Genomic DNA, 24,513 nt, shown 5'->3' with positions numbered 1-24,513 from the left:
ATTAGTCGCTATTAGCTTTCGGTTGTTCGTAGCCTAGACATTACAGGGGTATAGCCAAGTTGGTAAGGCATCAGGTTTTGATCCTGACATCCGTTGGTTCGAGTCCAGCTACCCCTGCCATTTTTTACTGTAATAGTAGTCTTCAATCTTTTCACCACTCTTTTCTTAATTTGAGCAGTTTGTCACTGCTTAGCGGTCGCTGCTTGAGTCAATCAATAGGACTTCTGTCATGCCTTATTTGGCGATTTTTACGGGCAATGCCCACCCAGAATTAGCAAAAACCGTAGCCGATCATCTTCACATACCTCTTGGTAAAGCTGACATCACGCGTTTTTCTGATGGCGAAATTGCCGTGGAAATCAAAGAACACGTACGCGGTAAAGATGTGTTTATCATGCAGCCGACTTGTGCACCGACCAACGACAACTTGATGGAAATCATGATGATGGCTGACGCTTTGCGTCGCTCTAGTGCTGGTCGTATCACAGCTGTCATGCCATATTTTGGTTATGCGCGTCAGGATCGTCGCCCGCGCTCAGCGCGTGTACCTATCTCAGCAAAAGTCGTCGCTGACATGCTGAACATCGTTAGTATCGATCGCGTGATGACAGTTGATTTGCACTCAGATCAGATTCAGGGTTTCTTTGACATTCCTGTAGACAATATCTATGGTACGCCAGTACTCCTAAACGACCTACAAAAACAAGATTATGACAACATCATGGTGGTTTCACCTGATGTTGGCGGTGTGGTTCGTGCCCGTGCAATGGCCAAGCAGTTAGGCGATACCGACATGGCGATTATCGACAAGCGCCGTGCTCGTGCCAATGAGTCACAAGTGATGCACATCATCGGTGATGTTCGTGACCGTGATTGCGTCATCGTTGATGATATGGTCGATACGGCTGGTACATTATGTAAAGCCGCTGAAGCACTAAAAGAGAATGGTGCACGCCGCGTCTTAGCTTATATCACTCACCCTGTCCTATCAGGTAATGCACTCAAAAACATCAGCGAATCTGCGCTAGACGAAGTCGTCGTGACTGATACGATTCCATTATCTGCCGAAGCAAAAGCCTGTAGCAAAATCCGTCAGGTCAGTATCGCGCCAATGCTTGCTGAGAGCTTACGCCGCATTAATAATGAAGAATCTATTAGTGCGATGTTTGATGCTTAATATGAGACAGTCATTGCTATAAATTTTAATAACATTGTAGTGACAATAAAAATTTAGTCATAAAAATAATAGCGTCAAGTATCAGTACTTGACGCTATTTTTATGTACGTACTTTGCGTAGGTCTTTATTATTACTACAAAATCCCGTATAATGCGCGCCTGTGCTGACCGTTTGTTTTATTTAATCAGGCTAGCATTATCAAAAGTGCTGATCATGCTGAATAATAATGGCTATTTTGGTAATTTTTACTATAAAAATCATTGTTATAAGCAAATGGCTAACATCGATAGTTGTGTCATTTATACGCAACGATAGATATTAGCTCTCATCACGTATTAGTGGATTGGTCGCAAATCCACTTTTTATGACCAGACACTTCATCATTCTTTTTATAGGATTATATCCATGAGCAATAATCATTTTGAACTAAACGCTACTGATCGTTCTGCTGACCTACAAGGTAAAGGTGCGAGCCGCCGCCTACGTAAGCAGAACCTAGTTCCTGCTATCATCTATGGTGGTGGTGAGCAGCCAACAGCGATCTCTATCAAAATCAACGAGCTAGTAAAAGCACTTGAGTTTGAAGCATTCTTTCACACATCTTGACCATCAATGTTGACGGTACCGAGCATCAAGCTGTTATCAAAGACTTGCAGCGTCATCCTGCTAAAGGCTTCCCAATGCATGCTGACTTCCAGCGCGTTGTAAAGGTCAAAAAATCCACATGAACGTTCCTGTGCATTTTGTTGGTCGTGAAGAAGCGCCAGGTACTGCTGCTGGTGGCGTATTGTCTACTTTAGTATCTGATATCGAAGTGATCTGCCTACCATCACAACTTCCTGAATATCTAGAAGTAGATGTATCTGGTATGGAAATCGGTGATTTGTTCCGTCTATCAGACATCAAACTTCCTGAAGGCGTTGTGATTCATGAGCTTGAGCTAGAAGACGGCCATGACCGTACTATCGTTAACATGCAGCCACCAACGGTTGAAGAAGTTGACGAAGATGCTGACGACGTTGATGCTGATGAAGTACCAGCAACTGAGCAAAACGACGGCGCTGATGCTGAAGAAAGCAACGACGACGAGTAATATACTATGTCTAGGTAGCATTTTATTTTGTGCTACTTAGTAACAGACTCGTTTAGTTAAGAAGACAGCAGGCGATTTGAAATCTCCTGCTGTTTTTGTAAGTAGGGCGTGTTGAACATTCGACCATGGCACTGACAGCGACTATTTTTTAGGCGATTCGATGTTAAAAATAATAAGCTTAGTCACTCTAAGCGCTTATTTTTAACGATGAAGCGGCAAAAAGAGTCCTGTCCCCTGCTTTTTATCGTTAGGGCTGATGCTAAAATTGCCCCATACTGCGTTACAAATCTCGCTAAGGCATCTGCATTATCGTCGCTTTGTGCCTTGTCTGGAACAATTTTAGCGATCAGCAGTGCCTATTTGCGAATGTTCAACACGCCCTAAGGTTTGAGAATATACTGTCTATCAACATTTCAAACCTTATCCTTATTTATCAAATTTAAGCAGGGTGTTTTTATGGCCATAAAGCTTATTGTCGGTCTTGGTAATCCTGGTCAGCAGTATATGTTTACGCGTCATAATGCCGGATTTTGGTTTGTCCATCATTTGGCGCAACAATTCAACATCACGCTCTCCCCCTGACAAAAAATTCCACGGGGTGACAGGACGTGGGCACATTCATGGCTCTGATGTGCGCTTACTTATGCCGCTCACGTTTATGAATAAATCTGGTCAGTCAGTCGTGCCTATGGTAAATTTTTATGGCATCAAAAACGACGAGTTATTGATTGTTCATGATGAGCTCGATATTCCAGCTGGCAGCATCAAACTCAAAACCGACGGTGGTCACGGTGGTCACAATGGCTTGCGTGATATTACGCCGCATATCGGTAATGACTTTCATCGTCTGCGTGTGGGTATCGGCCATCCTGGTCACAAATCTAAAGTCAGTGGACATGTGCTCTCAAAAGCGTCTCCCGATGAGCAAATCGCCATTGACAGCGCATTGACGGCGGCTTTTGACGCGCTACCACTATTGCTAGATGGTGATATCGAAAAAGCACGTTCACAAATTAATGGCTTTAAATTGCCTGAATAAAATATTACCTCTATAGTAATAGCCTTTTATTTTGGTAGGTTTGTCCCCATTAACCTTTTGATTTAGTTATTTAATATCAGTTACGCTAAGGAAGCAACCTATGCTACTTAATATGCTTAAATGCAAATTACACCGTGCTCGCGTTACCCATGCTGAGCTTCACTATGAAGGCTCATGCGGTATCGATGGTGATCTACTAGACCTAGCTGGTCTACGTGAAAACGAATCTATCGATATCTATAATGTGACCAATGGCAAGCGCTTTCGTACCTATGCTATCCGTGCTGAGGCAGGCTCTGGTATTATCTCGCTAAACGGTGCAGCAGCACACATGGCAGACCTAGGCGACATCGTGATCATCTGTGCTTACGCGCATTTCGATGAAGTTGAAGCATCGACGTATCAGCCAAAACTGGTCTATTGCAACGAAGACAACACAGTTAAAGACACAGCAAATATCATTCCTGTACAAGTTGCTTAATATGACAGGGATGGTGAGGTTTTGGTAAATTTAAGATAAACACAAAGTTACATCTTTGAGTTAACTGCTATTATTACTAAAAATCTCGATGCTATGAGGAAAGCTGAATCTAAATCAAGATTCGGCTTTTTTTGTGCGATTTTTATTTATTAAACTCATATTTTTCATCATATATAAGGAAACATACCGATGTGGTTGGCGGTGATTGCAATACTGATTGGGTTAGCAATTTTGGTTTGGAGTGCCGATGTCTTTATTGACGGAGCAACAGCATTGGCAAAGAAGTTTAGCGTACCAAGCTTCTTAATTGGGGTATTAATATTGGGCATCGGCACATCAGCACCTGAGATGGTCGTGTCAGTATTAGCAGCGTTAGAAGGCAGTCCTGAGCTGGCTTTAGGCAATGCTTACGGCTCAAATATTATTAATATTGCTTTAGTACTCGGTGCAACCGTACTGATTAGCCCTATCATCATCCGTAAAGGTATCGTAAAGCGTGACCTGCCGCTGCTACTGCTAATCACCGCCATCGCTGCATGGCAGCTACGTGACGGCATATTGAGCCAAGTGGATGGTCTAATATTGCTTGTATTGTTGATTGCGGTATTGGGATTACAGATCGTATTGAGCATTCGTGAGGGCTATCATGAGCATGAAGAGGACATTGATAATGCAGATTCAGATGCGACAGAGCCAAGCGTAGCGCGTGGACTTGGTAGCTTACTGCTCGGTATGCTGATGCTGGTAATCAGCTCGCGGGCGATCGTTTGGGGAGCGGTCGAATTGGCAACGCTCTGGGGTCTCAGCGAGCTCATCATTGGCTTGACGATTGTTGCGGTTGGTACATCACTGCCTGAGCTGGTATCAAGCATGTCAGCAGCGCGTAAAGGCGAACACGACATGGCACTTGGCAATATCATTGGTTCGAATGTTTTTAATACGTTAGCGGTCGTAGGCCTAGCTACGGTGATTGCCCCGATTGCTGCTGATCCAGTGATTTTGTCACGTGATGTGATGGCAATGGGGCTACTGACGGTATTACTCGTTGCTCTGTGTGTGTTTGCCTTTACAACAAAGCGCCAGTTCGGTCGTACGTCAGGCGCTACTTTGGTGCTTTTCTTTGTCGGTTATACTGCATGGCTGATTCAAAGCGTTAGTATATAACTTTCACTTTTGTATGTTTTGAGCCTTGCTGGCTATTTTATAATCCTAAGACTTTTTCTTACGATTTTTAAAACCGCGCCATAACCCCTTCATGTGCCACTTTTGGCATTTTTAGGGTAATGGTGTTGGATAGCATATCCTGTACTGCGAGACCACGAGGGTTGAACAGACAAAAACATAGTTGAATACCAGTCCAAGAAACGCGCTGGCTAATAAGGCGGCGCGTGACCCATCAATAAGACTACCGATAATGCCAAAGAGTAATGGCATCAGACAAGCAGCCAAGATACGCTTAAATGACTGTCCCCACGTGAGCCACTGACCAGCATCATTGATGGTTTTCAATCGCCACGTTTGCATCCCCAATGTCTGACCACCACGGCGCCAAAATATCCCATAGAATGCCACCAGTGTCAGAACAAACGACGGCGTCATAATGGCGTTTTGATACCAAAGCGGTAGTGACTGGGCCTGTGAAGACTCGGTACCCGTCTCCATCGTTAGCAGCGTGCCAACTACGGTCAATATCGTACCCACCAAAAATAACAATGCCAGAATCAACATACCATCATAAAGAATGGCTACGACACGAACCATGGGCTTGGCAATGGTGGGCGCTGCATTAGGATCTTGCTGCACAAAAGCGCTCGGTTGCGGCTTTGATTTATTGACAGATTTTGACGGGCGTTTAGAGGAACTTTTTGGCATGGTACGAGCTCATAGCAAGCAGTGAATAATAACGCTATTGTACCGTAAATGACTGGTCTATCGTACATTATCCTAGATGACCATCTAATCATATTGACTATAGTTGCAAAGCGATTGACAGCAAGTCACCAGTACGAAGCCATCAAGCCCCGTGATAGATTACAAAAATGATAGACATAAAAAAATCGCCAATTGTCATAAGACAGGCGATTAATTTAGTTGATTATGCAAATGGTGCGCTTGGAGATTCGAACTCCCGACCCCTTAGTTCGTAGCCAAGTGCTCTATCCAACTGAGCTACAAGCGCGTACTTTGCAAATCATTTACCGAGTTGTTAAAAACAATTTCAGTAAATTAGGTTGGCTATTATATAGATAATATCGCTTGTGTCAACATCTTTTTTAATTAAAAACAAAATATTTTTTGATTTAATTATTAAGAATGTTTAACGCAATATACTGCGTTACTACTCTAATAATAACTGAATAAATGGCGGTGAAGGAGGGATTCGAACCCTCGATACGCTTACACGTATGGTTCCTTAGCAGGGAACTGGTTTCAGCCACTCACCCACTTCACCTAACGATTTAAGACATTTATAAAAATAAACATAGTATTGATGCTAACAATACGTCTTATGTTGTGGGCGAGTATTATAACAAAGCCAAAACGAATTGCAAGCCTTGTCTGCCGATTTAATGAGGCTTTTCTCATAATTATAGTTAGATTACTATAAAATCGATACAATAAGATTCAACGTTATTTTTCGCAGCCTCTGGAGACGCAGTCACAGCAAGCAAGAAAAATAGCGTTGAATCAAATGAATTTATTATTCTGTATTGTTTTTATTTAGACTTGACTATATCGATATAAATGCTTTTCTCGCCTTTTAATACTTAGATTAACACACCAAGTGCAACGCTAATTAATATTATAGAACGCCTGCATAGGCGTTTTAAACCTAATCGTTTTCTTGGTCTGTTGTTTAGTTTGTTCTCAATGTCCTGTATTTCATTATCAGAGACTTGTCTAAAGTCACAACCCTTAGGCAAGTACTCTCTGATAAGGCCATTGGTATTCTCGTTGGTTCCTCGCTGCCATGACGCATAAGCATCGGCAAAGAAGAAAGGGCTAAAGAGCTTTTGTTTCACCTTCTTATGCTGAGCAAACTCTTTACCATTGTCAGAGGTAATGGTCTTAACCTGCAACCTCACTGGCGCTAAGAGTTCTATCATTGCCTCTGATACTTGCTGTGCTGTTTTATGACCCACACGCTTCATCTTCAGCAGCCCCGTTTTACGTTCAACGAGCGTGACAATCGCTTGCTTGTGATGCTGACCGATAACGGTATCCGCTTCCCAATCTCCAATACGTGAGCGTTCTTCAACAATACAAGGGCGCTCATGAATCGAGACTCTGTCATTGATACGGCCTCGAGTCTCAGCGGTTAGACGCTGCCGGTATGGTTTTCCTTTACGTCTGAGACACTGCCACAATGTACCGCCCTGCCTCTTATCACGCCAAATATAGCGATAAATGCTCATATGACTGATACCAGCATGAACGCCAGATATTTGCTCAGGACTCCAGTTCTCTTTAAGCTTGTCTGTCACCCATGCCCAGAGGTCAGTCACAATAGTTGTGGCGTTGTTAGCCCGTCTGTCACAAGCCTTGTTATTAGCATGCTTTGCTCGGTAACCTCGTAGGCTTTTATTACGCCTAAGCTCTCTTGATATGGTACTGGGACTTCTGTTTAACACCCTCGCTATAAAATTAATACTATGTTTTTGCCCCTTTAAGGGCATAAATCTGGTATCGTTCACCTAGGCTTAGATGTGTATAGCTCATGGTTGCAATCTCACTTTGGTCGGTGGATAAAAACTTTGATGCTAGCGCATCTAGGTCTTTTTTCACCCTTGCATTTGGTATTGCACTTCATGTGTTAATCTAAGATACTTAAAATTACGCCATATTGCAAAAAAAATACCACTGCTAAATTGATGATTCAGAACAGTCTCATTTGTTTTGATACTTTATACTTAATCTATAGGTACTAGACTGAGATAGATTTTTTGGCGGTAGGTGGCTATAGTATTTATCACTGATTATAAAATACCTAAAAGGAGCGGTTATGCGACCTGTCGTACTGTGTTTTTCTGGACTGGATCCCTCAGGCGGTGCTGGATTACAAGCGGACATTGAAGCCATCGGTCAATCTGGTGCGCATGCGGCTATTGCTTGTACGGCAGTCACGATTCAAAGCTCACAGCAGGTATTTGGTTTTGAAGCTTGTGCGGCAGCGCTAGTGAAGTCTCAAGCCACTGCGGTGCTTGACGATTTACCTGTCAAAGCCATCAAGTCTGGTATGCTGGGTACCACTGACAATATCGCCATGCTAACCCAGTTATTTGCTGAGCAAATAATAAGCACAAATATTCCGTTTGTATTGGACCCTGTATTAGTCGCCAATAGCGGTGGCAGTTTGGGCGATGAGAAAACGCTGGTGCGCGCGTTTAGGCAGCTGCTACCCTATGCCACCTTGATTACACCCAATACGCATGAACTGCGCGCGCTGAGCGGCGAGCAGGATTTGCACAGTGGTGCGAAAAAACTATGCGCGCAAGGCGCTCATGCGGTGTTGGTAAAAACCTCTCATGATTTTGACAGCGGTGATATCGAGCAGTATTTATATATAGAGGGCGAGATGGTACATAAGAGCATCTTACCGCGCTTAGAGGGTGAATTTCATGGCTCAGGATGTTCGCTTGCCAGCTTTATTGCTGGGCGTTTGGCGATGGAAGATGATTTGATTGATGCGGTAAAATCCGCAGATAACTGGAATACCCAGACATTGCGCGCGGCTGACATACCGCACCCTGATGATGCTCAGGCGCAATTAATACCCAATCGCTTTATCCACTCTTAATTTCTTTATAAAGTAACAACATAAAGTATTAACGTTCATCAATAGCAGACATAAAAAAGGCGCTCTATATTTTATAGTGCGCCTTTTGGCATGGGATGCGTTATTTATTCTCTGTGATTTAGAGAAACCAATTATCCTAGCATTGGCATAAAGTTTGCCGACAAGCCGCCGATGAAGATCTCAAGCAGATAGAATACAAAAAAAGCAATCATCGGTGATAAATCAAGCATGCCTAAGTTCGGCGTAATACGACGGAACGGTGCCAAAATCGGTTCTGCTAGCTGAATGATGATACCAATAATAGGATGCTGGGATTGGGTAAACACCACGATCCAGCTGACGATAATAGACCCAATCACCAAGTAGCGACACATGCGTAAAAAATCTAACACTAGGCTGATCGTCCCTGTGAAAAATAGCGGCACAGGGCAATCCCTTGATGCGTCAATGCTGCTTTTCCAGAAATATCAATCAGACGAATCAAAAACATTAAAACGATAGCCGCAATGCTAATACGTCCCTGTCCGACCGTTGGGAAGATACGCCCAAACACATCGACGATATGGGTCGCTTTATAGGCAGGTGCAATCATCGGGTTGCGCGCATCCATCCCTGCAAATTGCAGCATAAAACGAATAAACACCAGCATCATAGCGAATGTGGTGACCAGATCAAAAACTTGAAATAACATGTTGTTCATGAAGGGCTACTCAATGGGACATTGTTGACAGATTTTAGGATGACAACTGTCATTATCAGATGCGAATCATCATACAATACAGGTCAGCTGTTGAGCCTGACCTACTTTTTGGGTCGTTGCTTACTCAATTGCTAATCAATAACTATTTACTCATCTCTTCACTAAGCGCTTGGCTACGATCATAGCACGCTTGCATGGCTTCACCGATTTGGCGGCCAATCTCATTGGCTTGCATAGACTCAACAGCGGCTTGAGTGGTACCGTTTGGAGACGTCACTTTGCGGCGCAGCTCAGCAGGCGCATCCTCACTATTCATGGCCATTTTTGCCGCACCAAGCATGGTTTGCATGGCAAGTGCTGAGGCTTGTTCTTTATCAAGCCCTAATGCCACTGCGCCATCGACCATCGATTCGATAAAGTAAAACATGTACGCTGGCGCTGAGCCTGACACGGCAGTCACAGCATGCATGTGTTCTTCATCATCAACCCACATGACCAGTCCTGAGGCTTCCATCACCGCCGTTGCCAGCTCTTTTTGTTCGGCTGAGATATTATCTGTACCGTAGAGACCGGTTGCACCCATCTGAATCATCGAAGGCGTGTTTGGCATGGCGCGCACGATATTACTATAGCCGCCCAGCATGCTAAACAATAGGTCAGTTGACAGACCTGCGGCAACCGAGATGACCAACTGATTGTCCAATGCATCAGCAAAAGCACCAACCACCACTTTCATGATTTGTGGTTTTACTGCCAGTACCACGATATCAGCACCGATCACAGCAGATTTGGCATCCGCCATTGGGTCAACGGTGTTTAGACCTTTAGCCGCTAGTTGCTCACGGATATCGCCGCTAGGATCGGCGACCGTGATTAGACTTGGTTTGATGCCGCAGCTCACAAGCCCACTAATAAGCGCTTGTGCCATATTTCCGCCACCAATAAAACTGATTTTCTTATTATCTAATACCGACATACTTGTCTCCTAGTCACAACATTTAAAAGTATTCAACGTAACATACTGATATATAAAACGACACTCAGTTTATCATACTGCTCCTAGTATCGTTTGATAAATTCCTGCCGTCTACAACGGCAGTAAACCTAGTTAAAACACGCAACTGACATCGACTATGACATGGTTTAGCTGTTAGATTGAGAAATAATTTTTATAAAATATTTTGAGGTGTCAAATATGTTTTTTATTCGTAAGGCCATTCAAAAAGACTTCAAGGTATGGGCAGCACACTTATGAAAGCCTCATTGCAAGATATAACAGCCGCTATAGTTTTGTTTCATCTACTCAACTACGCTTATAACATTCTTAAAAACATCGTCGATATCACTACCTAGATTTTTGGTATTGATCGAAAAGTCATTTTCAATATCCACCTATCAAAAGGCGATAATAATAAGATAGGAATCTCATTTTTAGCGTGTTCTTTATCTAAGAGTACGACACTGACCACAACCAAGCTTTCTCGCAGCCATAATGGAATACCAAGCGTTTGATACAGTTTTTTGCCTGATTGTGAACGTGTCGCCAATGCCGTCTGCACACGCTGTTTGCGATCTAATGGTTTTATCTTTAATACTGCATTGAGTGCGCCTATATGACATTCTATCAATCTTGCCAGCGCATCTGGATACACTTGCAACTGCCAGATATAGTCTTCACTGCGACGAACAGTCAGTAGTGCAAAATCACTCTCTGCTGATTCATTTGTTGTCAAATCCAAACTCGATAATGGCTGCGCTTGTACCATTAGTGGTCTATCTAACCAAGACAACCATTCATTGCTTAGCCGGTAGAGCTGCTGGCGATAGCGGCGAACAACATAGGATTGCGTACGAGCTTGCCAAAACAGCTCAGTTTGGTGATCATGGTCGCTGCGCTGAGTAAGATTCCATACGTCATCGACGAGCTGCTTAGCAGGCGGTAATGGCTCATCTTGACCCAGCCAATGATGCAGTAGTTGCCGCTGGCGATAAATGGGCAATACTTGCAATGTATCGATATTGAGCACGCGCTGTGCTGCTGGTAGCTGTAGGCTTTCATCAGCTGTCTGCTGCATATCTTGCTCAGCCTGAACATTGACAGTGGCTTGCGCATCGCCTAATAGCTGCGCACTGCGAGCAATATTATCAATGACATTGGGGTTATAAGTTGCTAGTACTGGCATGATATCGCGGCGCAGTCCGCTACGGACATTATCACCCGTCTCGTTGGTCGGGTCATCGATATAAGGCAACGCTAAGCGCTTGGCATAATTACTAATCGTGGCGCGCCTCACCGTAAGCCAAGGTCGCCATAATGCATGGCGTCGTCCATGCTGCGTTTGTACTCGCCATGGCTGCATACCTGATAGACCATTGACCCCAGCGCCTTGGATCAAGCGCATCAGTACCGTTTCGGCTTGGTCGTCGGCGTGATGTCCTAGTAGCAGTACATCATCTTGGTTGATATGCGCACGCATGGCGTTATAGCGGGCTTGCCGCGCGGCTTGCTCATCACGACCTGTCACTTGTGCTCTTAGGATATGACAAGGTATCTGCTGCATCTTAGCCCAATTCGCGACATGCGTTGCCCAATGCTGACTATCGGCTTGCAAACCATGATCAACATGTAACAGCTGCGGCAAACATGGCAATCTGCCTTGCCGATAGAGCTGCACACATAACGCTGCAAGCGCCAATGAATCACGCCCACCACTACAGGCTAGCCATAGGCGACGACCATGCAGCTGCTCCCTATAGTCATTTATACTGCCCAATAATGCATCTGCCAATGTCTCATCAATTGGCAAATCATTGATTGGTCTAATAGGATGCGTGAGGATGGCACTGCTGGTCATAATCAGCCTTAGTTTTAGATAGATAAATTCATGAGCAAATTAATAGACATAAAAAAACGCGCCATTGAATGACACGTTTTATTTTAGCATTAAGACTCAGTCTCTAATATGAAAAGCTTAGCACATGCTTTGCATTAAGCAGGCAGCATCACTTCTGAGTTAAACGTCTTTAATTTTTCGTAGCGGAGCTCACAACGCGCTTGAGGATCCAAATCTCTGATTTCATCAAGCTGCTCAGTGATCAGTGATTTTAGAGCTTCCATAACGGGTTGTGGCTGCACATGTGCGCCCTCACCTTCATCGATGACGGCATCAACCAAACCTAGCTGGTAAAGGTTGATGGCATTTAATTCTCAGAGCTTCACTGGCATCTGGTGCTTTTTCAGCGGTTTTCCATAAGATAGATGCACAGCCTTCAGGAGAAATGACCGAATAGATGCTGTTTTGCAGCATGTTGACTTTGTCGCCAACGCCAATTGCCAATGCACCACCTGAACCACCTTCACCGATAATGGTCACGATGATAGGCACTTTTAGGCTAGAGAATACCGCGATACTCTCTGCAATCGCTTGCGCTTGACCGCGCTCTTCTGCGCCAACACCAGGATAGGCACCTTGAGTATCGACAAAGGTCATCACAGGAATATTGAAGCGCTCTGCCATTTTGACCAAGCGAATCACTTTGCGATAGCCTTCAGGGTTGGCCATACCAAAATTATGCTCGATACGCTCACGAGTACTGCGACCACGATGCTGACCGATGACCATTACAGGTTGATCATTGAACCGTGCCAGACCGCCCAAAATGGCTTTGTCATCGGCAAAAGCACGATCGCCGTGCAACTCATCAAATTCAGTAAAAAGCTGATTAACATAGTCCATAAATAATGGACGCTTGGCATGTCGTGCAAGCTGCACACTATCCCAGACAGTGCTCATAGACGCTTCCCTTTAATCATTATACTTAATGTATTTATGTTTAAGAATAATATCGTTATCGGTGTTCAGATAATGAAAGTACAGTTGTAAACTGAGTAGAAGCTATAGTAGCACATCTTATATAGCATGACATTATCGACAGCACTGCTTTTGTTACGTTAGTCTTTAACTCGATACGGACAATGGTAACGGTTCAGTTGCTTGCGCCTCTACCACACTAAGCTGTACGCCCCATTTGGCAAACTGCTCAATCTCTGTGCGCAAATCAGCAACCAAAAACGCATAATGCTCGCTGCTATCAGCCACCGTGATTTGCCAGTCGCTATCACTGATGACCTTTAATTCTAATTCTGGCAGTTTATAATCACTACGGCTATGATGCGCGAGTACCGCAAGACGCAATAGCAAGCACAGATAAACGAGCTGGTTTCCCCCGATCTGACAGGTCTGCTCGAACATATCGGCTTTGAGCTTACGGCGATGGTTGAGCATCAACTGCGCCATACGCTTTTGATCCACTTGTGAGAACCCTGGAATATCAGAATACTCAAGCAAATAGGCGCTGTGCTTATGATAACTGCTATGACTGATTGCAAGGCCAATCTCATGCAAAAACGCGGCACGTCTGAGTAAGTCACAGTCATCGCTTGTTAGGGCAAGCTTATCTTTTACTTGCTCGAACAGGTTACGACTGGTTTTTACCACTTGCTTGGCTTGCTTTTTGTCGCCTGAATAACGCTTGATAAGCGCGAGCACACTGCGGTCACGCACATCTTCGCTCGCAAAACGCCCCAGCATGTCATACATCACGCCTTCACGTAATGCCCCATCTGAGTAGGTAATGGTCTCAACGCCTAGTACCTTCATCACCGCACGCAACACTGCCACACCTGCCGGAAATACCGCTTTACGGTGGTCTTTGACGCCTTCTAGCTCGATATCATCAATATTGCCAATCTTAAGCAGCAATCGCTCTAGTTTTTTAACGCCTTTATAAGTAATGCGTTCTTGCTCATCGGCCCAGCCTTTGGACACAAGGACATTACGCACCGCTTTGATCGTCCCACTTGAGCCGACCACGCTGCTCCAACCAGTCTTTTGGTAACGACCATTGATTGCCAGTACTTCCTTGCGCGCGCCTGAAATCGCATTGTTAAAAGCCTCTTTGGTAATGAGGCCATCAGAAAAGTACTTCTGTGTGAATGCGACGCAGCCCATTTGTAAGCTTTCAGTCAATAAAGGATCAAACTCTTGACCGATAATAAATTCCGTCGAGCCACCACCAATATCAATAACCAAGCGCTTGTCGCTACTCTCATTGGTATGCGAGACGCCCAAATAAATCAAGCGTGCCTCTTCGCGACCAGCGATAATCTCAATGGGCTTGGGCAAAATCTTATTGGCTTTTGCAATAAAATCATTGGCATTTTTGGCTTGGCGCAAGGCGTTGGTCGCAACCACACGAATACGCTCTGGCGGTACAGAATCCAGACGCGCCACAAACCGACTCAAACAATCCAGACCACGCTGTGCAGCTGTCTCGCTCAAGATTTTATGCTCATCCAGTCCAGCAGCGAGCTGTACCTTTTCAGACATAGAGACTACTTTGCGCACTTCCCCATGATCAAGACGGGCAATGGCTAAGTGGAAACTGTTGGAACCAATATCAATGGCTGCCATCATTTCATCATCGCCGAGTGGCGGGTTTGTAAGATAGTCAGTAGGCATAAGGCAAGTTGTCACCGTATTAGAGAGAGTGTGTAGTTTAACAAAATCAGGTACGACATAGATATAAAATCATAGGTATAGAAAAAGCAGCCGCCACACAAATCTGGGCCATTTTGCCATTAAAGCATTTATCCTAAATACGCGCAAGCGCCGCAAAATCATAGCAAAAGTGTAAAACCACTCTATCAAAGGCTAATGACCAAGCCTACATCTAACGCTTGTGTTAGCAATATCGGTTTGCTACATTGAAAGCTCATAATATTGTGATAAAAAACCGTTATTTACTGCTTTTACATCGGTATAAATCACATCGAAATCCATCAATTATTTACCTAAAAACTGCCGACAATGGATAGTCGATAAACCCGCCAGCAAGGACGCTAACCGCATGAATCAAACAACCGAAAAAATGCGACCGAAACCGCTAATACCCATAACAGTACCAGAACGGATATGATAAAAACTGAAGCGTCACCCAAACAGGCGTTTTATGATTTTTATTTAGACGAGCATCAAAACATGGCTTGTCGCCGTCTCCATTTTGCAGGTAGCAGTTTTGGTTTGTTAGGATTGGCAAAGTCAATCAAAACTGGCTCGGTAAAGCCTCTCGCAAGAGGTGTCGCAGCAGGATATGCCTGCGCTTGGGTCGGGCATTTTTCTTTGAAAAAACAAACCCGCCTCGCTTAAATTTCCGCTAAAAAGTTTTGCTAGTGATTTTCGTATGTATGGCGATGTCCTGCGTGGCAATTTAAGCCTAAAAGATCACAAATATGACAAACGTACAAAAAACCAGCATCATAATTTATTATGAATGCTGGTTTATCTTTCAAATGTCTAAAATTTGAGAGATTTAGAGTGGGTTAACCCTTTGTTATCTCTGCAAATATCTCATCAGCAGCAGTAATCGATGCCTCGATATCTTCATTGCTGTGCTTGATTGACATAAAGCCTGCTTCATACGCAGACGGCGCTAGGTAGATACCGCGATCTAACATACCGTGGAAGAAGGTATTGAACACCTCCATATCGCACTCTGTCACATCATCAAAATTACTTGGGGTTTTGGTATCAGCATCTTTGACAAAGAACATACCAAACATACCGCCCAATTTATTTGTGCGCAGATTGATGCCATGCTTATCCGCCGCCGCTTGGAAGCCATCGACCAGATGATCGACTTTGGCAGCTAAGTCTTCGTAAAAACCTTCTGCCGTTAGGTCTTCAAACATCGCAATACCGGCACGCATGGCGAGTGGGTTACCTGATAGCGTGCCCGCTTGATAAACGCCACCAATGGGCGCGATGCACGACATGATTTCTTCTTTACCGCCAAACGCACCAACTGGTAGACCTGCACCGATGATTTTACCAAAACAGGTCAAATCAGGCGTGATACCGAAATGTGCCTGCGCACCGCCCAGACCCACGCGGAATCCTGTCATCACTTCATCAAAAATCAATACTGCGCCATTGTCCGTACACTGGGCACGCAACGTATCATGAAACTCTTGTGTTGGGATTACCATATTCATGTTGCCAGCGATCGGCTCTAAAATCACGCAAGCAATCTCGTCGCCCCATTTTTCAAAGCAGTCTTTGATCGCTTGCGGATCATTATAAGGAATCGTGATCGTGTGCTTCGCAAAATCGGCTGGTACGCCTTTAGACGTTGGTTCACCGATATCAAGCATGCCTGAGCCTGCTTTGACAAGCAGACTGTCTGAATGGCCATGATAGCAGCCTTCGAACTTGACGATTTTGTCACGCTGAGTATAACCGCGTGCCAAACGAATCGCACTCATGGTCGCCTCAGTCCCCGAGCTGGTCATGCGAATCATCTCAACGCTCGGAACGAGCTCACAGATTTTATCAGCGACCGTGGTTTCAAACGGCGTTGGTGTTCCAAAGCTCAAACCATCATCGGCGGCTTGTTTGACAGCGTCGATGACTTTTGGATGCGCGTGACCCAAAATCATTGGGCCCCAAGAACCCACATAATCAATATAGGCATTGTCTTCGGTGTCATAAATCTTGCTGCCATTGGCGCGGTGCATAAAAATTGGCGTACCGCCGACCCCTGCAAAGGCACGGACGGGTGAATTAACGCCGCCTGGAATATGTTTGCGAGCTTGCGCAAAAAGCTGTTCGTTTTTAGTACTCATAGCTATTCTCTATTTATAGGTTTTATATTCTGTCAGTTCTGTATTTTCTAAATGTCGTCAGTCTTATATTTGTTTATTATCGAATCTTTCAAGACATTTTTACAATTTACGCTTTTTTGACGACAGAAGATTTCAGCTTCATTGGGCCATAACCGTCAAGTTTACAATCAATATCGTGACCATCGGTTGCGTCTGGCAATAGGCGAATACTTTTCGCTTTAGTTCCAACTTTAATGACAAGTGAAGAGCCTTTGACCTTTAGGTCTTTAATGACCGTAACGGCATCGCCGTCCTGTAACTCATTGCCAACCGCATCACGAATGACGGCATCTTGCTCTTCCGTTTGTGCCGCATCCGTCTCAGCCGCCGTCCACTCGTGAGCGCACATCGGACATACCAGTAACGCACCATCTTCATACGTATATTCAGCATCACATTTCGGGCAATTTGGTAAGCTCATCATATCCTCGGCAGTCATCAGACGTTGGGTTTATTGTAGAGCGGACATTGTACCGTAACTCGCCATTTTTAACCAATTTGTACCGTTGAAAATGGCGCACTACACCTAATTTAATGCTTAACCCACACTGGAGCGCCCCACTTATTGATGACGTTTTTGTGACACCATTTTTGTGGTACTCTTCTTAACCCTATTGACATTTTTGCTGACACGTTCTGTCAGTAACAACAGCGTCTATATTAAAGCGCACCTATAACTTTTATCGCTTCGATTTCATCTATATATCTTAATTATTAAGCAGAAGGGATAATAACAATGACACAATCTCCAAACCCCTCAGCATTGCCGCAGTTTTCGCAGTTGACCATTCAAGGCGAGGATGCCGAAAAATTCTTGCAAGGGCAATTGACTTGTGATGTCACCAAACTTGGGCTTAGCTATCAAGCCGCTGCAATCTGCAACTTAAAAGGTCGTATTGAATTTGGTATTTGGATCAAAAACAAGCCGAGAAGCACTATGATGTGGTCATCAGCAGCGATTGTGCAGATGCCTTACAAGCTCATTTAAAAAAGTTTGGCGCGTTTTCTAAATTTGATACCAGTGAGTCGATCGCGATTTATCCGTGTGTGTTAGCAGACGAACCAACCTTTAGCCATAAGGACGATCACAATACCGCTAAAGACACGCAGGATTGGATGGCGTGCAGTATCGCCACTGGTAACTATTGGATTGTCGCGGCGACTCAAGGTGAGTTTCAGCCGCAAGAACTGCGCCTGCATCAGCGTGGCGGTATGGACTATGATAAAGGCTGCTACTTGGGCCAAGAAGTCATCGCCCGTATTTATTTTAAATCAGCGCCCAAAGCGTTTTTGCATTATGTCAAAGGCACAGGCGCACTACTCCCCGCGGCAGGCGACAAACTCGATAAAATCCAAGTGGTGAATGCGATAGAAAATGACAATGGATTTATAGCCCTTGTCGTTGCTCGTCCTGAGCAATTGGCAGAAAGCGATTTGAATATATTGGACTTGCCAGCCGCACTACAGGTGGATGTTGCGCGCCCAAAGTAAAATCAAGCTGAAACAAATAGGCGGCGCAGCAACGGTGATGGCAAGCTAATACACGGCTGCCGTCATGATTAACATGAGCATAGAGAATCCCATGACACATATTGCGGTACTCGGAGCAGGCGTGGTGGGCGTGACCACCGCATGGTATCTACGTCAAGCAGGCTATGATGTGACTGTGATCGAACGCGAATCGGCGGCAGGGATGCAGACGTCTTTTGCCAATGGTGGTCAAATATCGGTCTCTCATGCGACGCCGTGGGACAATCCTGCCACCCCGATGAAAGCGCTCAAATGGTTGTTTAAGGAGGATGCCCCGCTGTTATTCCGTCTGCGTGCGGATAAGGATCAGCTCAAATGGGCGATGCAGTTTTTGCAAGAGTGCCGCGCTGATCGTGCCGATGCCAATCTGGTGCAAATGGTACGCTTAGGGTTATATTCTCGCGACGCCTTACAACAGCTACGCGCCGATATCGGTATCAATTATGAGCAGCAAACACGCGGTATCATGCATTTTTATACCAGCCAAGCTGAGTTTGATGCGGCGATTGAACCCACTGAGCGCATGCAAGCGCTTGGTTGTGAGCGCCATGTGATTGATATCAATAATGCCGTCAACTTGGAACCTGCCCTCTATCCGATTGCGCATAAACTCACTGGTGCAACCTACACCAGCCGTGACGAATCTGGTAATGCGCACCTATTTACGCAAAGACTCGCACAGCGCTGCATTGATACGGGTGTACAGTTCTTATATGATACTGAGATTTTGGCACTTAACGTCGATACCGACTCTACCCATCGTCATGTACACAGTATTACCATTCGCCCAAAAGGCGAAAACGCACAGACTTTCACAGCTGATAGTCATGTGATCGCGCTAGGCAGCTATAGCGTTCCTCTGTTAAAACCATTGGATATTCGCGTGCCTATCTTTCCAGCAAAGGGCTATTCAGCCACCTATACGGTCAATCCACGAGCGCCGCATTTAGCGCCTTTTGTCAGCCTGATTGATGATGAGTTTAAGCTGGTGACTTCACGTTTGGGTGATAAGTTGCGAGTGGCAGGCACCGCAGAGTTTAATGGTTATAATTTAGACTTAAATGCCACGCGCTGTGAGGCCATTACGCGCCGAGTGCAGCAATTATTTCCAAAAGGTATCATCGCAAATTCGGTTCAATATTGGACAGGACTGCGCCCAATGACCCCATCGAACGTACCTTTGATTGGGCGCGCGCATTGCGGTCAAGTCAAACATGGTAGCCATAACGCGTCAGCCACTTTTGACAATCTATGGCTCAATACAGGACATGGCACGTTAGGCTGGACGCATGCTTGCGGTTCTGCAAAAGCCATCAGCTTATTGATACAAGGTGAAACGCCCAACGTTGATTTTGATTTTGTGGGTACAAACAGCTGACTGAATCTCTAGACACTATAAAAAACTATCTCCATAAAAAGCAGGCGCTTACATCGTGTAAGCGCCTGCTTTTACTTTAAAAAATTGAACTTATGCGATTGCACTATCTATTGAGTTTTCTAATACCGCATTAGCCACATTGTCTGCGTTAGCGCCCAACGCCTCTAATTGCACAGGTACGCCATTAACGGCGGCATTACCACTCAACTGATCAATTAAGGTATCGTCTGTTAGGTCATTAACACTGACACCGGCATGCGCTTGCGCAATCTTCTGCTTCACCCCTTTACGTCCATGACCAAAGCCATGCGGAATACTGACGACGCCGGGCATCAGCTCATCAGTCACCTCTGCTGCAATAACCACACTGCCTACGCGAGGTCACTCTCACGTCTTGTCCGTCTTCAATACCATGCTGTGCTGCCGTTTCTGGATGCAGCATTAACGTACAACGAGACTTACCTTTGACCAATCGATAACTATTGTGCAGCCATGAGTTATTGCTACGTACATGGCGACGTCCGATGAGCAAAATCTCCTGATTATCATACTGCTGCATCATTTCTTTGATCCGTTCCAAATCTGCCTGATAAAAATCAACATTGAGATTGATTTGCTTATCGGCATGCTTGATCGCCTCCGGCAACATACGATGCAGTGGTCCTAAATCAATACCGTGTGGATTGTCTATCAGCGCATCCAACGTGACGTCTTTATAAGGTCCGTACTTGAGACCTTGCTCAAGTAAGAATTTCGGTCCAAACGCTTTTGTCGCGGCACGCTCTTTTTGTACCGCTTCTGGCGCGTCTTTATCCAAGCGATCGGCAAGCTCTAGATAAATCTCCCAGTCATGCTTCTCATTCTCTGTTTTGCTAAATAAAGCAGGCGAGTATTTGGCAACATTGTGTACAGCAAAACCATTAAACGTAATGTCGTAATGGTCACGCTCGAGTGGCGAGACGGGCGGCAGGATAATATTGGCATGACGGCTGGTCTCAGTCACAAAGTAATCAAGCGACACCATAAACTCAAGCCCTGATAAGGCCTCATCTAGCTTTTCACCATTTGGCGTGCTAAGGACAGGGTTACCGGCGACACTCATAAAGCCTTTTAACTGCCCTTCTCCTGCGACTAACATCTCATCCGCCATCGCAACCACTGGATATTCGCCATTAAAGTCAGGGTAGACTGCTCACGCGGCTATGGCGTTTGCCCAAATAACCTGGGCCCGAGCTATTGACCACATCGACAGCAGGATTGGGGAACATGAGTCCGCCCACTTCATCTAAGCGTCCTGTGACGATATTGATGACCATGGACAGATATTGGCTGAGCAAGCCAAACTCTTGCACCGAGATACCCATACGGCCGTAACAGACCGAGCTTTCGGCTTCACAAAACTCTTTGACGATACGTTTGATTTCAGCGGCGGTAATACCTGTAATATCTGCCACCGACTCAGGGTGAACCCTTCTGCAAATGATGCAATACGATCAATCTCTGGTGCCAAACCTGCCACTCGGCTATCTACCTTGGCATAGCCTTGCGCGTAGATTTCATTGAGCATGGCCAATAGCAATAATACGTCTGTCGCTGGACGAATAAAGTGATGTTCGCTGGCGATATCTGCGGTTTCGGTACGCCTTGGATCGATCACCACTACTTTGCCGTCACGTGCTTTGATGTCTTTGAGCTTTTGACGCATGTTGGGCGCAGTCATGATACTGCCATTAGAGGCCAGCGGGTTACCGCCGATGATGAGCATATACTGCGTGCGATTCACATCCGGAACAGGGATGCGGAGCATATGACCGAACAGATGCATGCTGACGATATGGTGTGGCAGTTGGTCAATTGAAGTGGCAGAAAAGCGACTACGCGTCTTTAGGCTGGTCAATAGCTGCTTGATAGTCAGCATACCGCCCATGTTATGGACATTCGGGTTACCCAAATACACCCCAAACGCATTTTGACCATATTTTTGCTGAACAGACTGAATACCTGCAGCGACTTTATCTAACGCCTCAATCCAACTGATCGATTTCCAACCGTCCGCCGTTCTCTCGACAGGCCCTCGCAAACGATCAGGGTCTTCGTACAAATCCTGCAAAGCAGTGGCTTTCGGGCAAATGTAGCCTTGAGAAAAAGGATCGTTTTTATCCCCTTTGATCGATAAGACTTTTTCGCCATCGTGCTTGATCTCGATGCCGCACATCGCCTCGCATAAAGTACAGGTTCTAAAGTGGATTTGTTCGTTGTCCGTCGCGCTAGCCGCTGTAGTGCCCATAGTCATACTCCCTTTTATGTTTTATAAATCCTAGCTTTCATGAGATATATCATGAGCCGCTATGGTTGCTTCCTTGCAAAAAATTGGCAAATAGGGTATCAAAGCTGATATTCAATGTCGCAATCGCTTGCTCCCTCGAGTAGCGCTGCTGATGACAGCCTAGTATCAGCTCATGTACTTGCGCGGCTGCCATATCCACACAAAGATTAACAGCGCTGCGTTCACAAGAACGATTGGATAGCTGTAATCCCTGCATAAATATCTCCGTCCACTCCTCTTGTATGTCTGCGACTAGATTACCCAGTCCATTATTGAGTGAGGGATTGGTTCTCTATATCGGCAGTGAATCGCGGACGATCTTCGAGTAAGTGCTGAAATAGCGCAATATTCTGAAAGGTAGAATCAAAAATCATTATCAGACATTGCTGACACTGCTGATTAAACTCTTCCTTAGTCAGCACGTCATAGTCTTTTAGCATATTGACCCATGCCAGCCGCATTGGCGATAGATAGTGGTCTTTTAACTGAGCGCTGAGCTCGTTCTGTAGCGCATCCAAGCTCTCAAAATGATTATAAAACTGGGCTGCGCAATACCTGCCCCTTTAGCCACTTTATTCATGCTCATGCCCTGAGCACCTTCTAGACTATAGAGCCGTAACGCGCTTTTTAATAAGGCACGCCGCGTTCTAGCTTTTGCTTGCTCACGTTTTGACTCTATGGGGCGTTTGTATTTTGCGCTAATGCATTCAATATAGAGGTATCCCTACTCGATAAATGATTATGTCAACACGCCAGTAATTTACCTGAAGTGCTATTGTGCTAAAAAGTGTGATGATAGTCACATATTGATTACTATTTTTAGACTCGTCATTTTTAAACCCACAATAACTTTTACTAATTATGTTTCGACTATAAGGTTATAGTCATTTAAACGATAAGTCTATAGCCAAATTCGTGGAAGGATAAGACCTTAAGTGCCGTTGCTACCATGGCAGTCATCAAGCGCCAACTACAGCGTACGGGTAAAGCAAAGCTGCCTAAACCAAATGTATCGCCAATATTGTCACTACTTAGTGACCGTATCCGTCTCAGCAAATTGACCAAACGTTACCAGCGTTACCTCGCTAACCTCTAGCAGAGTATAATTGATCCAATTTGAGAGTGGTACAAGGCAACCGAGTGCAGATGTATCTGTCATACTTCAAGCGAGGTTAATGCTGTAACGCTTTTTTAGTGGATTGGCTATATCTTAACAAGCTGGCTCTTATCTTATATTGCAAAATAAACAAGCAGATGACCTATTTTTAGGTTTCTGCTATTTATTCGTAGGCTATTTATTTTACGTAATATTGGTTTTTTATCTTATTCTTACTTAATGACAATTATTGATTTGAGCATTTTTATTACGCATGGCAGACGTAATTTACGCTTTACTACTACAGCGAGTTGACAGATAACACATAATGCACGCTCACTATAATTAAGTAACACTATAGTCAGTTCAAAACAAAACTGTCATAAGTTCCAAAGCGCTACTGGATGAATTTTTCACAGCCTCTGTATATACAGCACGCAAGGAAAATTTATACCAGTAACGCTATAACATTTTAAATTGGTTCCACTATATAAACATAGCGTATACAGACAGCTGAATTGAAACGTCCTATATTTAATACCACAAGATAATTGGTAACAGCCAATAATACTTGTGAACTACTAAAATAAGAAAATCAATAAATAAGTAGCTCTAACAAACGATATTCATATCGTCAATAAACTCAAAGACTATTTGATGAAAGTGAATCAAACAAGATAAAAGGAATATAATCATGAATAAGAATACTTTAAAAGGCGAATGGAAACAAATAAAAGGCTCAGTAAAACAAAAATGGGGTGAGCTGACTGATGACGATTTAGATCAAGTGGAAGGTAGCCGTGATAAGCTGGTTGGTCGTATACAAGAGCGTTATGGTCATGCCCAAGATCATGCTGAGCGCGAAGTAGATGACTGGCGCCGCGAAAACAATTACTAATTCACTTTTTTTATAAAATAAAGTTTTTGAAAAAGATGTTTCTATTATAAAATAAAAAGCCGCATGATAAATTATGCGGTTTTTTGTGTCAGGTAGATAATGATGTCAGTTAGATAATAGTTTAGATAGAGGTTTCTCATACTATATAAAACTGTTTAGCATTTTCAGACACGATAAAACCGCATAGCAATAAATTGTTATGCGGTTTTATCGTTAACTGTCCATGTTACCTATCACGACTGCTTTCTATGCATCCTTGCACAAATATTCAGT

Annotated in this window: 18 protein-coding genes, 3 tRNA genes and 8 pseudogenes; 12 read left to right on the top strand and 17 right to left on the bottom strand. The window is 44.5% G+C overall.

From position 1 onward, the window contains the following. The first annotated feature begins 44 nt into the window (after window positions 1-44). From PKHYL_RS01185 to PKHYL_RS01160, 6 genes and pseudogenes are all read left to right on the top strand, one after another. Window positions 45-120, top strand: a tRNA-Gln gene (locus tag PKHYL_RS01185). 109 nt (window positions 121-229) lie between these two features. After that, window positions 230-1,177, top strand: a complete 948-nt coding sequence (locus tag PKHYL_RS01180) for a ribose-phosphate pyrophosphokinase (RefSeq protein WP_057758042.1) — start codon at window positions 230-232, stop codon at window positions 1,175-1,177. Between the two features lie 406 nt (window positions 1,178-1,583). Further along, window positions 1,584-2,271, top strand: a pseudogene (locus tag PKHYL_RS01175) (50S ribosomal protein L25/general stress protein Ctc). A gap of 456 nt (window positions 2,272-2,727) precedes the next feature. Beyond that, a pseudogene (gene pth / locus PKHYL_RS01170) lies at window positions 2,728-3,310 on the top strand (aminoacyl-tRNA hydrolase). A gap of 100 nt (window positions 3,311-3,410) precedes the next feature. Next, window positions 3,411-3,791 (top strand): aspartate 1-decarboxylase, encoded by a 381-nt coding sequence (panD, locus tag PKHYL_RS01165; RefSeq protein WP_010196068.1) that lies wholly within the window; start codon window positions 3,411-3,413, stop codon window positions 3,789-3,791. A gap of 189 nt (window positions 3,792-3,980) precedes the next feature. Then, the gene (locus PKHYL_RS01160) at window positions 3,981-4,955 is read left to right on the top strand and encodes a calcium/sodium antiporter (RefSeq protein ID WP_240365774.1); all 975 of its coding nucleotides are present in this window, start codon (window positions 3,981-3,983) and stop codon (window positions 4,953-4,955) included. A gap of 45 nt (window positions 4,956-5,000) precedes the next feature. Here PKHYL_RS01160 and PKHYL_RS01155 read toward each other — a convergent pair. From PKHYL_RS01155 to PKHYL_RS01140, 4 genes and pseudogenes are all read right to left on the bottom strand, one after another. Next, a pseudogene (locus PKHYL_RS01155) lies at window positions 5,001-5,663 on the bottom strand (RDD family protein). Between the two features lie 232 nt (window positions 5,664-5,895). Then, window positions 5,896-5,970, bottom strand: a tRNA-Arg gene (locus tag PKHYL_RS01150). Between the two features lie 183 nt (window positions 5,971-6,153). Beyond that, window positions 6,154-6,243, bottom strand: a tRNA-Ser gene (locus tag PKHYL_RS01145). Window positions 6,244-6,584: 341 nt separating this feature from the next. Beyond that, window positions 6,585-7,511: pseudogene (locus PKHYL_RS01140) on the bottom strand (IS30 family transposase). A gap of 283 nt (window positions 7,512-7,794) precedes the next feature. Here PKHYL_RS01140 and PKHYL_RS01135 point away from each other — a divergent pair. Further along, window positions 7,795-8,589 carry a hydroxymethylpyrimidine/phosphomethylpyrimidine kinase gene (locus tag PKHYL_RS01135; protein WP_240365772.1) on the top strand — a complete coding sequence of 265 codons (795 nt, stop codon included), beginning with the start codon at window positions 7,795-7,797 and terminating at the stop codon, window positions 8,587-8,589. Window positions 8,590-8,720: 131 nt separating this feature from the next. Here PKHYL_RS01135 and PKHYL_RS01130 read toward each other — a convergent pair whose 3' ends face one another. The 6 genes and pseudogenes from PKHYL_RS01130 to ppx form a co-directional block, all read right to left on the bottom strand. Beyond that, the gene (locus PKHYL_RS01130; protein ID WP_240365771.1) at window positions 8,721-8,981 is read right to left on the bottom strand and encodes a YggT family protein; all 261 of its coding nucleotides are present in this window, start codon (window positions 8,979-8,981) and stop codon (window positions 8,721-8,723) included. Then, entirely contained in the window at window positions 8,981-9,289 is a 309-nt protein-coding gene (locus PKHYL_RS01125) for a hypothetical protein (protein ID WP_240365770.1), read from the bottom strand. Before PKHYL_RS01125 ends, PKHYL_RS01130 begins: the two co-directional genes overlap by 1 nt. Before the next feature lie 142 nt (window positions 9,290-9,431). Continuing rightward, window positions 9,432-10,265, bottom strand: coding sequence for a pyrroline-5-carboxylate reductase (proC, locus tag PKHYL_RS01120; RefSeq protein ID WP_240365769.1), 834 nt, complete (start codon window positions 10,263-10,265; stop codon window positions 9,432-9,434). Window positions 10,266-10,638: 373 nt separating this feature from the next. After that, the gene (gene tilS, locus PKHYL_RS01115) at window positions 10,639-12,144 is read right to left on the bottom strand and encodes a tRNA lysidine(34) synthetase TilS (RefSeq protein WP_240365768.1); all 1,506 of its coding nucleotides are present in this window, start codon (window positions 12,142-12,144) and stop codon (window positions 10,639-10,641) included. Between the two features lie 134 nt (window positions 12,145-12,278). Next, window positions 12,279-13,083 (bottom strand): annotated as a pseudogene (locus PKHYL_RS01110) (acetyl-CoA carboxylase carboxyltransferase subunit alpha). A gap of 165 nt (window positions 13,084-13,248) precedes the next feature. Then, window positions 13,249-14,811, bottom strand: a complete 1,563-nt coding sequence (ppx, locus tag PKHYL_RS01105) for an exopolyphosphatase (RefSeq protein WP_071002510.1) — start codon at window positions 14,809-14,811, stop codon at window positions 13,249-13,251. A gap of 453 nt (window positions 14,812-15,264) precedes the next feature. On the opposite strand from ppx, the pseudogene PKHYL_RS01100 reads away from it, so the two are divergent. After that, window positions 15,265-15,622, top strand: a pseudogene (locus tag PKHYL_RS01100) (Mpo1-like protein). Window positions 15,623-15,671: 49 nt separating this feature from the next. On the opposite strand, the gene hemL reads toward PKHYL_RS01100, so the two are convergent. Then, on the bottom strand, window positions 15,672-16,973 hold the full coding sequence (gene hemL, locus PKHYL_RS01095) for a glutamate-1-semialdehyde 2,1-aminomutase (protein WP_240365767.1): 1,302 nt from the start codon (window positions 16,971-16,973) through the stop codon (window positions 15,672-15,674). Between the two features lie 106 nt (window positions 16,974-17,079). Continuing rightward, window positions 17,080-17,433 carry a zinc ribbon domain-containing protein YjdM gene (locus PKHYL_RS01090; RefSeq protein ID WP_071002514.1) on the bottom strand — a complete coding sequence of 118 codons (354 nt, stop codon included), beginning with the start codon at window positions 17,431-17,433 and terminating at the stop codon, window positions 17,080-17,082. Window positions 17,434-17,748: 315 nt separating this feature from the next. On the opposite strand from PKHYL_RS01090, the pseudogene ygfZ reads away from it, so the two are divergent. Both ygfZ and PKHYL_RS01080 read left to right on the top strand, forming a co-directional pair. Next, window positions 17,749-18,503, top strand: a pseudogene (gene ygfZ, locus PKHYL_RS01085) (CAF17-like 4Fe-4S cluster assembly/insertion protein YgfZ). A 91-nt stretch (window positions 18,504-18,594) separates the two neighbouring features. Continuing rightward, on the top strand, window positions 18,595-19,920 hold the full coding sequence (locus PKHYL_RS01080) for a D-amino acid dehydrogenase (protein WP_240365766.1): 1,326 nt from the start codon (window positions 18,595-18,597) through the stop codon (window positions 19,918-19,920). Window positions 19,921-20,010: 90 nt separating this feature from the next. On the opposite strand, the pseudogene PKHYL_RS01075 reads toward PKHYL_RS01080, so the two are convergent. The 5 genes and pseudogenes from PKHYL_RS01075 to PKHYL_RS01055 form a co-directional block, all read right to left on the bottom strand. Next, window positions 20,011-21,022 (bottom strand): annotated as a pseudogene (locus PKHYL_RS01075) (molybdopterin dinucleotide binding domain-containing protein). Window positions 21,023-21,098: 76 nt separating this feature from the next. Beyond that, window positions 21,099-21,236, bottom strand: coding sequence for a hypothetical protein (locus PKHYL_RS01070; RefSeq protein ID WP_240365765.1), 138 nt, complete (start codon window positions 21,234-21,236; stop codon window positions 21,099-21,101). Then, window positions 21,206-22,207, bottom strand: a complete 1,002-nt coding sequence (locus PKHYL_RS01065) for a molybdopterin-dependent oxidoreductase (RefSeq protein WP_240365764.1) — start codon at window positions 22,205-22,207, stop codon at window positions 21,206-21,208. The genes PKHYL_RS01070 and PKHYL_RS01065 overlap by 31 nt, the downstream gene beginning before the upstream one ends. A gap of 49 nt (window positions 22,208-22,256) precedes the next feature. Further along, entirely contained in the window at window positions 22,257-22,463 is a 207-nt protein-coding gene (locus PKHYL_RS01060; protein ID WP_240365763.1) for a hypothetical protein, read from the bottom strand. 52 nt (window positions 22,464-22,515) lie between these two features. Next, window positions 22,516-22,764, bottom strand: coding sequence for a hypothetical protein (locus tag PKHYL_RS01055; RefSeq protein ID WP_240365762.1), 249 nt, complete (start codon window positions 22,762-22,764; stop codon window positions 22,516-22,518). A 431-nt stretch (window positions 22,765-23,195) separates the two neighbouring features. On the opposite strand from PKHYL_RS01055, the gene PKHYL_RS01050 reads away from it, so the two are divergent. Continuing rightward, a complete protein-coding gene (locus PKHYL_RS01050; RefSeq protein ID WP_240365761.1) occupies window positions 23,196-23,342 on the top strand; it encodes a hypothetical protein in 147 nt (48 codons plus the stop codon). 694 nt (window positions 23,343-24,036) lie between these two features. Beyond that, window positions 24,037-24,240, top strand: a complete 204-nt coding sequence (locus tag PKHYL_RS01045) for a CsbD family protein (RefSeq protein ID WP_240365760.1) — start codon at window positions 24,037-24,039, stop codon at window positions 24,238-24,240. Window positions 24,241-24,513 lie beyond the last annotated feature (273 nt).

This window comes from Psychrobacter sp. KH172YL61 (assembly GCF_007182895.1).
GTDB classification, from domain to species: Bacteria; Pseudomonadota; Gammaproteobacteria; order Pseudomonadales; family Moraxellaceae; genus Psychrobacter; species Psychrobacter pacificensis.
This window is presented reverse-complemented; position numbering and strand designations above follow the sequence as displayed.